Source organism: Rahnella sp. RFA10(1/100), from assembly GCF_004195115.1.
Lineage (GTDB): Bacteria > Pseudomonadota > Gammaproteobacteria > Enterobacterales > Enterobacteriaceae > Rahnella > Rahnella perminowiae.
In genome coordinates this window covers 188196-201889 of record NZ_SEWR01000005.1, presented here as the reverse complement: position 1 = coordinate 201889, position 13694 = coordinate 188196, and the positions used below count along the sequence as shown (strand labels likewise).

The following is a 13694-nucleotide window of genomic DNA, read 5'->3' as shown; positions in this document are numbered from 1 at the left end:
TTAACAGTGATAGTTAATAACTGCCAGATTTAGGTGCGGCGTGTAATTCACCATCACCGACTTTAATTCCTAAAATGGCGGCGACTTTTTTGCTGATCAGTTCAATATCAAATGCCGAAGCTGATACCGGACTGAAATCAATAATAGAGCGCTGCGAGGCATTGGCCTCCGGCACACACTCATCCCTGTGGATGGTGCCTAATAATCTTTCATTTAAACGCTGTTCGAAAAAGTGGGTGACGTCGCGGCTTAATGTCCGGCGGGTATCACTTTGGTTAACCACGTAATACTCACCCTTTTTATTATTCAAAGGTGTGCCAATGAGTTTGTTTTTTTCCATTAAGGGTAATAAAGATAATGACGCGGTATCGGCCAGCATCACCACAACATGTAAATCAGCAATCGCCTGAACCGCTTTTAATGCCGGACTCGGGCCCGGAGGAAAATCCGCAATAATAATTAGGCCAGGATAATTCAGGACCGTATTTAATCCGCGCTGTAAAAAAAGCGGATCGCTGGCAAGCTGATGTTCGAACTCCAGTCGCTGATCTTCCGTCACTTCGCCATACGGTAAAACAAACGTATTGGAGCCCGCTTTCAGGATAAACTGGCTCCAGTCGGATTCATTACCCGAACCGGCCACAAAACCGCGGGTATCGGCAATAGGCACCCCGAAATGAAGGCGAAGGGCGTTCTGTACATCAAAATCGATGACCAGCACTTTACTGCCACTGCGGGCAAGTGAATAGGCCAGGTTGGAGGCCACCGTGGTTTTTCCTACCCCACCTTTCGGTGAACAAACGCAAACTAACGGCATGAGGCAATCATCTCTAACAGGGGTTGAAGCGGTGTGTCGCGATGTAAATAAGCGCTGGCAGGCTGCGGAGCCCGTTGTTTAAACATTTGTTTAAAGCGCTGGTTAGCATCAGCAGACGCCGGGGATGCGGACACCGCGGGCACCGGACTGTGAACGGGCGTTGGATTGTGTACCGGCGGCTGGTGATAAACCGGCGCGACGGGTTGTGGTACTGACTGAGATGCCTGAAGCGGCACAGATTGAACCTGCGCCGGGGCAGGTTTCGACGGCGCTGCGGGCATCGCTTTACGCAATGAATCAAGTAAACCCGACCCGCTGTCAGGAACGACAGACTGGGCATGCAATACCGGTGCCGTGTGAACAGGCTGAGGTTGCGCGGGTTGTATGGTCACCGGTGCTGGCTGAGACGGAACCGGTGGCAGCGTTTCGCGCAGGGCATCAAGCAGGCCAAAACCGGCTGGCGGATGAGGCACCTCCGAAGACAGGGGGGTGGCTTGCTGGTGTGTAACAGGTCGTGCGGCAGAAGAGTTCGGCTCCTGCTGCGTATGGACGGGGTGAACGTCAGAAAGCGAAAACTCATCCGCCGAAATGGATTGCGGTGTTGGCTGCGTGGTACGGCCATTATCAAGCGGACCGGCAGGTTCTTCACTGGCAGAGACTTGTTTAATCAACGTCCATTGATTCATTGAGCCAGTAATGGATTCACCCGTTGATTTTTCATTAAGCTCTTTATAATCAATATTTTCCAACTTCGCCTTATCCATAAAACGTTTAATGTCATCATATTTATTCATAAATCCCGCCCGATAGGATTATATATTTCGGTGTTTTCTGGACGTCAAAACGACAATGATTGGCCGTTAGCACAGGGTGTAAAAAGATGAATATTTTTAAAGTTTTATAGGGGAATAGGACTGGTCTTAATATATCAGGTCTTTTACAGCATAGAGCAGTTTTTACAAAAAATCGGATTTACACCATAAAAAACAACGCCAACATAACTGCCTGTCGCAAAAGCTTTTTGATGAAATTTTTTCATAGGTTTGCATTAAAATAGTATAAAATTTGGTTTTTAATGTGATAAATAGCACATAAACTTCATCGGACGCGCAGTATCCAGGATGTTCTTACGTTTCGCATTATTCGATTAACCCGGGTAATGTATGTTTTCTCTGGTTAAATAACATAAACACTATTCAGTGTAGATGTGTAGCAGCAAACATGTTGTTTTTTATAGTCAAAGTTTCGTCTTTAACCTCGAAATAACCCGTTATAAGGTATACTGCGCACAAGTACCGTTTCAGCCCGGGGGGCGCGGAAAATCATGTCAGTGGTTGACGGAGAATAAAGTTGCGGGTCAGGCGTTCATTAACGATTAAACAGATGGCGGCTGTGTCGAGCATTGCGGCCATCACCATTTGTATTTTTATCGTCATCCAGCTGTTCCACTTTGTACAGCAGCGGAGGGATGATTACGCCCAGCAACTTGAAAATATTGCACATTCTGTCCGTGTTCCGCTTTCGCAAGCCGTGCTGGACGTTGATCTGGAAGAAACGCAGGACATTCTGAATACGCTGCAACCCGTGGGCATTCTGAGCCGCGCTGACGTCGTGATGCCAAACCAGATCGCCGCGCTGCATACGCATTTCCCCCCCGGCCGGCCGGTACCACAATGGGTGACCCGGGGTTTCAATCTGCCAGTGACGATCTCCGTTCCTCTCTATTCTGCGGCTGCCAGCCCTAAAGCTCCCAAGCCTCTGGCTTATCTGGTGCTTCAGGCTGATTCCTATCGCATGTATCAGTTTATCGTCAGCGCACTTTCGACCATGCTGACGACGTACCTGCTGCTGGCGCTGATCCTGACCATTTCGTTGAGCTGGGTTATCAACCGTTTGATTGTCAAACCGCTTCGCGCAATTGCCAGTGAGCTGGAAGCTCTGCCCGAAAGTGAAGTGCCATATCATCAGCTGACCTTGCCGCAACACCACGAAGACGATGAAATCGGCATGTTGGTGCGCAGCTACAACCGCAACCAACAGCAGCGGGAGAAGCCTCAAGACCAGGCCACTAATGCCTGGCTGCCTTCACAAAATATGCTCATCAATGAAGAACAGTTTATGCAGCACCTGCAACACCGCCTGCATTCTGCCGAGCCGGAAAAAGGGTTTCACTTGCTGTTAATCGGCATTGAAAGCTTGCGTGACGACGGCCATGTTGATTGCCCGCTGGTCTGTTCCATCATGGAAGCGTTGCCCGAGAACAGCCTGCTGGCACGTCTGAGTTACAACGAATTTGCCTTGCTGGCGGGAGATATTCCCCGGCCCTTTATGGCGATGCGCCTGGCGCGGAAAATCATGGAACGCATCAATGCACCCCAGGAAAGTCATGCTGGCAATATGTCGCTGCACCCGACCGGCAGCATTGGCATCGTGCAATACACCGGCGAATTCCCGGTCAGTGCGCAGCAACTGATGGTGAACGGTCGTGCGGCCAGAGTCTCGGCCTATCAGCAGGGGAAAAACCAAATCCTGTTCTTCGAACCGGAACTGACCGCAAAAATTCAGAAACGCTTATTGCAGGAAAACGAAATCCTGCATGCGATGGAACAAAATGATTTCACGTTGTTTATACAGCCGCAGGTGAATATGGAAACCGGCGCGGTGGTCGGGGCGGAAGCCCTGCTGCGCCGTAAAATGGCTGACGGGAGTTACGGGCTGGAAAGTGATTTTATTGTGCTGGCCGAAGAAATTGGCGTTATGAGTTTGCTCGGGTACAAAATTCTTGAGCTGGGCTGCCAGATCCTGGCGGACTGGCAGCAACGGGGTATTCTCCTGCCACTGTCAGTGAATCTCTCCGGCGCTCAGGTACAGCAGCGTAACTTCCTGCCGGAGCTGCGCAGCCTGCTGAGCCGCTACAAAATTAACCCGGGACAGCTGGTGCTGGAAATCACGGAAACGGCCCGCATTGACGATCTTGACCGCGCGCTGGTGTTGCTCAGCGAACTTCGCGCCGTGGGTGTTTCCATAGAGCTTGATGATTTTGGTCTGGGCTATTCCGGGCTTGAATACCTTAGCAGGCTGCGTACGTTGCCTATTGATGTGATCAAAATTGATCGCAGCTTCGTCAGCGTTCTGCCGCAGGATGAGGTAATGGTGAATATAGTGGCCTCGATTGGCCGCGCCATGAATATTCAACTGGTCGCTGAAGGCGTAGAAACTGAGGAGCAGCGTCAGTGGCTACTTAAGGAAAATATCCGGCTCGGGCAAGGGTATTTATTTTCAGCGCCACTTTCCAAAACTGACTTTGAACGGAAATTCTGCCCGCTTTCCTGACCGGTACAACGGACAGGAAAATCTCTTTCTGTCCGGCATTTCTCCCGCCTGATGATTTTTTTACTTACATTAGTTCCTGCTGAATGCTTTCCGCTCCGGTTTTTCATGAACCGTGATTGCAGAGGGAAACGAAATATTTCCATCATGTTGTGCGTGTGTTATTTCCCTGCTGCCGCTCATTACCTTTGACCTTACAAAAACAGAAGGCGGCGCATTCACTTCAGGATGGGTATTCATGAAAAAATCACTCTTCAGAAGCCTGTATTTTCAGGTGCTTTTAGCCATTACCGTCGGTGTTCTTCTGGGGCATTTCTACCCTGAGCTGGGTGCTCAAATGAAACCACTTGGTGATGGTTTTGTTAAATTAATCAAGATGATCATCGCACCGGTGATCTTCTGTACCGTTGTCACGGGTATTGCGGGCATGGAAAGCATGAAAGCGGTCGGCCGTACCGGGGCGATTGCGCTGCTGTACTTTGAAATTGTCAGTACGCTTGCGCTGATCATCGGGCTGGTGATTGTTAATATCGTTCAGCCGGGTGCCGGAATGAACGTAGATCCTGCTGCGCTGGATGCTAAAGCCGTGGCGGTTTACGCCGAGCAGGCGCAAAGCCAGGGCATCATTCCGTTCCTTCTCGACGTGATCCCTTCCAGTGTGATTGGCGCGTTCGCCAGCGGGAACATTCTTCAGGTCCTGTTGTTTGCTGTCTTGTTTGGCTTTGCATTGCACCGTCTGGGTCACAAAGGGCAGTTGATTTTCAATGTGATCGAGAGTTTCTCGCAGGTTATTTTCGGCATCATCAATATGATCATGCGTCTCGCACCGATTGGTGCATTCGGGGCCATGGCGTTCACCATCGGTAAATACGGTGTCGGTTCGCTGGTGCAACTGGGGCAACTGATCCTGTGTTTCTACCTGACCTGTGTTCTGTTCGTGGTGGTGGTGCTCGGTCTTATCGCGCGCTTCAACGGTTTCAGCATCTTTAAATTTGTGAATTACATTAAAGAAGAACTGTTGATCGTGCTGGGCACTTCATCTTCCGAATCCGCGCTGCCACGCATGCTGGATAAAATGGAGCGTCTGGGTTGTAAAAAATCAGTGGTCGGGCTGGTGATCCCAACCGGCTATTCCTTCAATCTGGACGGTACTTCGATTTATCTGACGATGGCCGCCGTATTCATCGCGCAGGCAACCAATACACATATGGATATCTGGCATCAGATCACCCTGATTGTGGTACTGCTGTTGTCTTCAAAAGGGGCGGCAGGTGTGACAGGCAGCGGATTCATCGTGCTCGCGGCCACGCTGTCTGCGGTGGGGCATTTACCGGTGGCGGGACTGGCACTGATTCTCGGCATTGACCGTTTCATGTCCGAAGCGCGTGCGCTGACCAACCTGGTCGGTAACGGCGTGGCCACCATCGTGGTGGCTAAATGGTGTGATCAGCTGGACGAAGGGCAGTTAAAAGCGACGTTAAACGGCCAGAAAGGTCTGACAGAAGCCGAGAAGTCCGCCTGAAATTTCTGAGAAATGATGGCTGTATGGCAGAAAATAGTGAGAAAGCTGTGTAAAAACGCATTTATTTAGCCCCAATCCTGCCTAATATCCACCGGTTACTTGATGTAACCGGTGGATTATCTTCATAATATGTCCCTCAAACGCCTCACAGGGCGTTATTTCCCATAATATTTTTGCGGGCTGCGTGACATTGCGAAAAATGCGCGGTCTAACGAAGGGCTGTATTTTCTGTCCTTAAACTTACGCATTCAATTCCTGTGGGCCAGTCGACTGACACCGGCAGGACAGTATATTGAAAATTGGATTGTCATTACGTAGGGGTTCACATGCAGGGCACCAAAATCCGTTTACTCATTGGTGGATTGTTGCTGGCAACAGCCGCAAGTCATGTGCAAGCTGAAGCATTACAACCAGATCCGGCCTGGCAGCAGGGGAAACTGGACAATGGATTTACCTGGCAGTTGCTGACTACACCGCAACGCCCGAGCGATCGCATTGAATTACGCCTGGTGGTTCGCACCGGCTCGCTGGCTGAATCAGCCCAGCAAACGGGCTACGCCCATTTCCTTCCCCGTCTTGCGCTGATGCACAGTGAAGGTTTCAGCACGGCTCAGCTCCAGTCTCTGTGGCAGCAAAGCATTAATCCGCAGCGGCCATTGCCGCCGGCTGTCAGTTCTTATGATTTCACGATGTACAATCTGAGCCTGCCAAATAACCGCCCTGATCTTCTTAAAGATGCGCTGAACTGGCTGGCAAATACGGCCGGTAAAATGACTGTCACACCGGCGCTGATCAGTGCAGCCCGGCAGCAATCGGAAGATCCGGTAGGTTCACTGCCACAAAATACGCAGGATGCCTGGTGGCGTGCACGTATGGCCGGCTCGACGCTGGTCGGCCACAATCCCCACCAGTTGCCCACTAAACCCGTCAATATCGATGCATTAATCAAATTTTATCATCAGTGGTATACACCGGATGCGATGACCTTATTTGTGGTCGGTAATGTTGACAGCCGTGGCCTGAGTGAACAAATTAACCGGACGTTTTCATCACTGAAAGGCAGTCGCCAGACTCCGCAGACGTTGCCGACGCTGTCTGAAGTCACGACCAAATCTATGACTGTCATGGATGAAAATCTGACTCAGGATCGTGTCTCATTAATGTGGGATAACGCCTGGCAGCCCATTCAGGATTCTCAGGCCATTGCCGCCTACTGGCGCAGTGATTTGGCCCGCGAAGCGCTGTTCTGGCATTTGCAGCAGCAGCTGAAAAGTGCGTTTGAAACCAAAAAAGACGTACCGGCAGCGGGGCTGGGTTTCGACTGCAATGTGCAATACCAGCGCGCCCAGTGTGCCATCCGCATCGACGCACCGCAGGCTAAGCTGGCGGAGCTGTTTAAACGTCTGGCAGAAGAACTTCTGGTCGTTCGCGATAAAGGCATTTCTCAGGCTGAATTTGACGCCCTGATAGCCCAGAAAAACGATCAGCTGAGCAAACTGTTCGCGACTTACGCCCGTACCGATACCGATGTGCTGATGAGCCAGCGTTTGCGCTCCCAGCAAAACGGCGTGGTGGATATCGCCCCGGAACAGTATCAGCAGTTGCGTCAGCAGTTCCTTTCCACACTAACCCTGCCGGTGCTGAACCAGGAACTGAAGCAACAGCTTTCCCGTGACCCGGCGTTATTAGTGGCGCAGCCAAAAGGGGAACCGGAGATGAATGCAGCTGAACTGCGGGCTGTGTATGACAAAGTGATGGCCCCGGCGGAGACCTCTCCGGCGGCGGAGGCACCTGCTGCGGATGTGCCGGCGGCATCCGCTGCGACGAGTGCGCAATAAGGGAGAATCCCTTATTTATTCCCGGTTGGGATGGGTGAAAGTTTCGGTTTCTTAAGTGCAGTGATCACTTATCGTGCTGCGCCGAAACCGCCCAAAAGGGGCCATGACGGGCCCCTCTTGGATCTCCCACGTCTTTTTACTGCGCGCTATCGCAGGCACGACGAACATGTTCTGTTACTTAAGCGAGTGGCGCAAAATGTCATCGCTGCGCGATTCCCGAATTTCAGGTTTCGAGCCATAGGTCTCGAACCGTTCATTCGGTGCCATTTTTGAGCACGCCAATCCGCTTTTCTAAAAGATAAACATCAGCTTGCTATTGAATTTAAGATCGTGCGGGCGATTCAGAAATCTTGCTGAACGGAGCGGCTTCGAGACCTATGGCTCGAAGACCGAGAAAAGGAACCGCAGAGCGGCAAGATTTCCAGCCTGTCACTGCGGTTGCTGAAACATAGCCAGCAAGCGGTAGCGCGGAGTAAAAAAGCGAGGAGAGATTAAAGAGAGGAAAAGCACTTTCCTCTCTTTATCGGTTTCGGCGCAGCGAGTTAAGTGAGCGCAGCACTTAAGAAACCGAAACTTTCACCGTCTTACGACCCAGCCCCACTGCAAGTGAAAAACCCTTATGCCCGGTCTGGCATAAACTCCCTCGGGATGATGGCCCCGCGATGCTGAATTACTGTACTCGCAGTCTCATGCCCGCGCACTGCCGCTTCTGCCGCGCTGCCGCCGGTGAGTCTGACCGCCAGATATCCGGCGCTAAAGGAATCGCCTGCTGCCGTCGTATCGATAACTTTCTCTTTCGGTAATTTCACCGCTGGCACATCATGCAGTTCGCCTTCAGCGCTGGAGACGATGCAACTGTCGGCACCGCGTTTGACGACCACTTCGCTGACGCCCAGCGCATGAGTGCGCGCAATCACCTCATCGTACGGCTTCTGGCCCCATAACATATCTTCGTCATCAAGGGTCAGGAAGGCAATATCGGTGCAGGAAAGCATGGCGTTATACGCGGCCTGCGTTTGGTCTTTGCTGGCCCACAGGCGCGGACGGTAATTGTTATCGAAAATCACTTTACCGCCGCGTGAACGGCAGGCTTTCAGCAAAGTCATCAGACGGTCGCGGCTTTCATCGCTGAGGATCGCCAGGCTGATGCCGCTCAGATACAGATAATCGAATTCTGCCAGTTTCTGACAAATCTCTTCGGATTGGGGGCTGTCGAGCCAGTAGCGTGCAGCCGCATCATTGCGCCAGTAATAGAAGGTGCGCTCACCGGTGCTGTCCGTTTCAATCACATACAAACCAGGTAATTTGTTTTCAAGGCGCTGGGTCAGGTCAGTGTGAACCCCTTCCTGTTGCCATGCCTGTAACATTTCATTGCTGAAACTGTCATTGCCGAGCGCCGTGACGTAATGTACTTTCAGCGCATCAGGGGACACCTGGCGGGAAATATAAACAGACGTGTTCAGCGTGTCGCCACCAAAACCGCGGTGTAGCGCATCGCCTTTCTGAGATAATTCGATCATGCATTCGCCGATAACGGCAATGTTTTTGCTGGTCATTGTACCTGGCCTATGTCTGAAGCATTAAAACGAAAGGAAAGAAAAGACGGTCATTATTACGCTCTAGTCTCTTCATAAGAATGCGGTCAGTCAAACAAATTAAAACAAGGTTTTATTTTTTGTAAGCGGCAGGCAAAAAAAGGCAGTAAAACGAAGGGAAAAGTGGAAGCGACAGCACTTCCACCTGAAGCCGTTACTTATTTTCCTGACGCAGTTCGGTCACCGGACGGCCACCCAGGCCCCAGTTATCGGTATCGACCTCGTCAATGATGACTGTGGTCGTCGCAGGATTTTTGCCCAGTGTATCCACCAGTAATTGCGTCACTCCGGCGATCAGCGCTTTCTTCTGTTCGGCCGTCGCACCCTCGCGGGTGATTTTGATATTAACGTAAGGCATTGTTTCTCCGGATTGTGAATGAGCGTTAATGAAATGTTTCAGCGCTCCCACTGTAGAACGTGCGTAAAAGAACTTCCAGTCAGGCTTTTGACGCATTCAGCACACAGATTGCAGGGGAGCGCAGAGTGATTAAAGTTTCTCCGCGCAGCGCCGATAGATAACCCTACTAAAGAAAGCCAGGAAATCAGGCTACTTTGCCTCCATGAAACACAGTGTGCTGCGAACACACGTTGTTGACATGAATTACATTGTAGTCACGCAACATAGGTTGCCGCACGTCCCTGATGATCTGACTCTTATTCATGACGGCAGAAAAATATGATAACTAAGATGATGTTAGGGCTGATTACGCCTTCTTTTACCGCGATAGAGCGCGTAAAAGCACAGTCTTACTGGCGTCAGTGTCAGAGAGTGTACCGTTTTCAGCCCATTTATCGCACGACCGGAAAGCTGTTAGGAATTGAATTACTGACTGGGGTATTTCACCCTGCGGACCCGCACAAATTTATTTCACCGGAAGAATATTTTGTCGCGATTGCGGTGGGTAAACGCCTGCAAATCGTGCAGGAACAACTTGATCTGTTGCAGCGCTGTCAGCATCTGTTCATCGAACACGAATTACTGGCGTCGATTAACGTCGATGGTCAGGTCCTGGAAATGCTGCAAACAGATTCGGCGCTGCGCACACAAATCAGCGCGATGCCGTATGTGCGTTTTGAACTGGTTGAAAGCGCCGAAAATGCGCTGAGTATTCCGCTGTCGCAAATCGAGCAATCTGACCGGCTATGGCTCGATGACTTCGGTCAGGGTATCGCTAACTTCTCCTCCTTCACCACATGGCATTACGAATACATCAAAATCGCCCGTGATCTGTTTATTTTGCTTGGGCAGAGTGAGGAGGGATCCCGGCTATTTTACACGCTGGTGACGCTGATGAACCGCTACAGCAAAGGCGTGATTATTGAAGGGGTTGAAACGGCTTCGGAATGGGCAATGGTCTGCAATTCTGATGCGCTGGCTGCACAAGGTTATTATCTGGCACGTCCCACCGTTTTCGATAATCTGAATAATCTGCCTATACATTTTAAAGGATAATGAATCACACCTGACCTGCTGAGGCGAACCCTCAAAGGTGCCGCTGAGTTGTTGTGGTGTGATACATCTCCATTTGACTGATTTTAAAGCATTATTTCCGACCTTCCTGCCTGTTGTTCACCCCTTCGCGGATGCCGTTTCCGGCAAGCTGTTAAGAATTCTACTATGGTTAAACTCTGGGATTCGTTAACTGTCTGAAAGGAACAGGTTTATGACGCGCACAGGTAAAGTGATTTCCTGGGTTGCGGGTGTGATTATCATTGCGTTGATTGCTATCGTGATTTTCATTGCGACATTCGACTGGAACCGCCTCAAACCGACCATCAATCAAAAAGTCAGCACTGAACTGAACCGTACATTCGCGATCCGCGGCGATTTAGGCGTGGACTGGTCGCGTCAGAAAGACGAAGCGGGGTGGCGCGCGTGGGTGCCCTGGCCGCACATTCATGCTGAAGATATCGTACTCGGCAACCCTTCCGACGTGCAAACCGGTGAAAAAGATGCGCAGATGGTGAAACTCGCCCGCGTTGACGCCAGCATTGCGCCACTCGCCTTATTGCATAAAGAAGTGCTGATCCCGCGTATCTGGCTGAAGCAGCCTGATGCTTCGTTGCTGCGTCTGGATAATGGCAAAAATAACTGGACGTTCAATCTCGCCAACAGCGATACCCAGGATCCGGCACAGCCGCCGTCAGCCTGGTCATTTACGATCAATGATATCGTGTTTGATCGCGGGCAAATCGACTATAAAGACGCGAAACTGAAAGCCGATTTCCGCGCCGTGATTGATCCGCTGGGTAAACCGCTGCCGTTCACGGAAGTGGTCGGTGATAAGAAAGATGCACCAAAAACCAAAACCCCGCCTTACGTATTTGGCTGGAAAGTTGACGGTAAATACAACGGCGAATCGCTTTCCGGCAGCGGCAAAATCGGTGGCATGCTGGCGATGAAAGACCCGGATGCGCTGTTCCCGTTGCAGGCAGATGTGCGTTCCGGGAATACGCGGGTGGCTGTCGCGGGGACATTGCAGGATCCGATGAATCTTGGCGGCCTGGATTTACGCCTGAAATTCTCCGGCCAGACGCTGTCTGATTTGTATGGTCTGACCGGCGTGCTGCTGCCGCAAACACCGCCGTATTCTACAGACGGCCATTTATCGGCGACGTTGCATGATAAAGACGGCGCAGTTTACCGTTATCAGAACTTTAACGGCAAAATCGGTGACAGCGATATTCACGGCTCACTGACTTATCAGGCCAGCAAACCGCGGCCTGAACTGACCGGTGATGTGGTTTCAAAACAGCTGCGCTTTGCTGATCTGGCTCCGCTGATTGGTGCCGATTCCAACACAGATAAAGCTAAGCGTGGTGAAACCACCCGTCAGCCTGCCGACAAAGTGTTGCCGGTAGAGAAATTCGATACCAAAAGCTGGCGTGTGATGGACGCTGATGTGAAATTCAGCGCCAAACGCATCGAGCACGGTGAGTCCCTGCCGCTGAGCGATTTAAGCACCCATCTGAAACTGAATGACGGTGTGATCCTGCTTGACCCGCTACGTTTCGGTGTGGCTGGCGGTAATCTGAATTCCACTATCCGCCTCGAAGGTGACAAATCACCGATGCAGGCGCGCGCCGATATCCATGCCCGTAAGCTGAAGCTCAAACAACTGCTGCCACGCGTACAGTCGATGGAGCGCAGTCTGGGCGACCTGAACGGTGACGCCACGCTGACCGGTACGGGTAACTCCGTTGCCGCGCTGCTCGGTACCAGTGACGGCGACATGAAAATCCTCATCAATGACGGCGTAATTAGCCGTGGTCTGATGGAACTGGCGGGGCTGAATGTCGGTAACTATGTGGTAAGCAAACTGTTCGGTGATGACGAGGTGGCCATCAACTGTGCGGCCGCCAACGTCAATGTGAGGAACGGCGTGGTCACGCCACGGCTGTTTGTGTTCGATACCGAGAATGCGGTGATCAACATTACCGGCAACACCAATATGGCGACCGAACGACTGGATCTGTCGGTCAACCCGGAAAGTAAGGGGGTGCGTGTCCTGACCTTACGTTCACCGCTGTATGTTCGCGGCACCTATAAAAATCCGGATGCGGGAGTGAAACCGGGGCCGCTGATTGCCCGCGGTGCTGCGGCTGTCGCGCTCGGTGCTGTTGTTGCACCCGCCGCCGCGTTGCTGGCGCTGATCTCTCCAAGCGATAACGAAGAAAACCAGTGTGGCCCGATCTTGCAGCAGATGAAACAGAAGTAAATTCCTCCCCCTGCGAAGGGGGAAGGAGCTGACTCTGCTTACCTTCGGGCATCTGCTTTACTGAGGCACCGGATCCAGCACCGCGCACTTGTGGTCCTGGATCTCCTCGGCGGAGGCATTATTGAGTTTGAGTAAGTCACGCTCACTGGCCAGCAGCAGGAAATCGCCGCCCGGCAGACTGACCATCGCCATACCGAAGTGACCCATTTTTTTCTGTGCGTCCGGTACGCCCTCCGCCAGAAGACGGAATGCACCTTTCTCATTCAGTTCGGCCTGCGTGACTTTACGCGCCAGATAGGTGTGGCCAAGCAGCTTATCGGGCAATTCCTGCCAGTTATATCCCATCTCCCCGCCATCTTTACTCAGCGTGGTTTTCACCTGCGGTAAAAGACATGAAATATGGATGTGCAGCTGGTTCTGCGAACGTCCGTATTGCGAGTTAATCGCCAGCGAAACATTGCTGTCATCAATCGGTTTACCGTATTTATCCGCCATAAAATGCCGCGCATTCCATGCCTGACTGAAAAAGTTCGGCGTTGACGGTTCGAGCAATGCGGGGCTTTCCATACCGGTGATGCGCGCACTGGGCATCAGCAAATATTGCAGCGGACCGTTCAGATCTTTGAGCACCACAAACCCTTGTTGTTCATCCACCTGTGCGCAGGGAGCGGGCTTTCCGCTGCCGCGCTGATTAGGCACGCATTTCGTACTGATGATGTTCCACAGGGCGTTCGGATTGGAGGAGTGAGGCCAGAAATACCAGAAGGCCGCGGCAATAACGATTAGCAGGATCAGGACGGGCAGGATAAATCGACGCAAGCGCATAAGAAACCTTCGCAGAAGGCACCGTGCCGGGCGCAAACCGGGCACGGT

The 13694-nt window shown here is 51.7% G+C and carries 10 protein-coding genes; 5 read left to right on the top strand and 5 right to left on the bottom strand.

From position 1 onward, the window contains the following. Window positions 1-13: 13 nt before the first annotated feature. Window positions 14-817, bottom strand: coding sequence for a cellulose biosynthesis protein BcsQ (bcsQ, locus tag ETV65_RS16545; RefSeq protein WP_129953937.1), 804 nt, complete (start codon window positions 815-817; stop codon window positions 14-16). After that, a complete protein-coding gene (locus tag ETV65_RS16540; RefSeq protein ID WP_129953936.1) occupies window positions 808-1611 on the bottom strand; it encodes a cellulose biosynthesis protein BcsO in 804 nt (267 codons plus the stop codon). The genes bcsQ and ETV65_RS16540 overlap by 10 nt, the downstream gene beginning before the upstream one ends. A gap of 556 nt (window positions 1612-2167) precedes the next feature. Here ETV65_RS16540 and hmsP point away from each other — a divergent pair. The 3 genes from hmsP to ETV65_RS16525 all read left to right on the top strand — a co-directional run bounded on the left by hmsP (window position 2168) and on the right by ETV65_RS16525 (window position 7507). Beyond that, window positions 2168-4150, top strand: coding sequence for a biofilm formation regulator HmsP (hmsP, locus tag ETV65_RS16535; RefSeq protein WP_129953934.1), 1983 nt, complete (start codon window positions 2168-2170; stop codon window positions 4148-4150). Between the two features lie 235 nt (window positions 4151-4385). Further along, a complete protein-coding gene (locus tag ETV65_RS16530) occupies window positions 4386-5669 on the top strand; it encodes a dicarboxylate/amino acid:cation symporter (RefSeq protein ID WP_129953932.1) in 1284 nt (427 codons plus the stop codon). 326 nt (window positions 5670-5995) lie between these two features. Then, a complete protein-coding gene (locus tag ETV65_RS16525) occupies window positions 5996-7507 on the top strand; it encodes a pitrilysin family protein (RefSeq protein ID WP_129953930.1) in 1512 nt (503 codons plus the stop codon). Between the two features lie 617 nt (window positions 7508-8124). On the opposite strand, the gene ETV65_RS16520 is transcribed toward ETV65_RS16525, so the two are convergent. Then, window positions 8125-9063, bottom strand: a complete 939-nt coding sequence (locus ETV65_RS16520) for a sugar kinase (RefSeq protein ID WP_129953928.1) — start codon at window positions 9061-9063, stop codon at window positions 8125-8127. Between the two features lie 193 nt (window positions 9064-9256). Beyond that, a complete protein-coding gene (locus ETV65_RS16515) occupies window positions 9257-9460 on the bottom strand; it encodes a 4-oxalocrotonate tautomerase family protein (protein ID WP_129953927.1) in 204 nt (67 codons plus the stop codon). A 318-nt stretch (window positions 9461-9778) separates the two neighbouring features. Here ETV65_RS16515 and pdeH point away from each other — a divergent pair, with 318 nt between their 5' ends. Together pdeH and ETV65_RS16505 are read left to right on the top strand one after the other, a co-directional pair. Beyond that, entirely contained in the window at window positions 9779-10555 is a 777-nt protein-coding gene (gene pdeH, locus ETV65_RS16510) for a cyclic-guanylate-specific phosphodiesterase (RefSeq protein WP_129953925.1), read from the top strand. Window positions 10556-10766: 211 nt separating this feature from the next. After that, a complete protein-coding gene (locus tag ETV65_RS16505) occupies window positions 10767-12821 on the top strand; it encodes an AsmA family protein (protein ID WP_129953923.1) in 2055 nt (684 codons plus the stop codon). A gap of 57 nt (window positions 12822-12878) precedes the next feature. Here the strand turns inward: ETV65_RS16505 and ETV65_RS16500 are convergent, their stop codons facing one another. Then, the gene (locus tag ETV65_RS16500; protein WP_129953921.1) at window positions 12879-13646 is read right to left on the bottom strand and encodes a CDP-diacylglycerol diphosphatase; all 768 of its coding nucleotides are present in this window, start codon (window positions 13644-13646) and stop codon (window positions 12879-12881) included. Window positions 13647-13694: the final 48 nt, after the last annotated feature.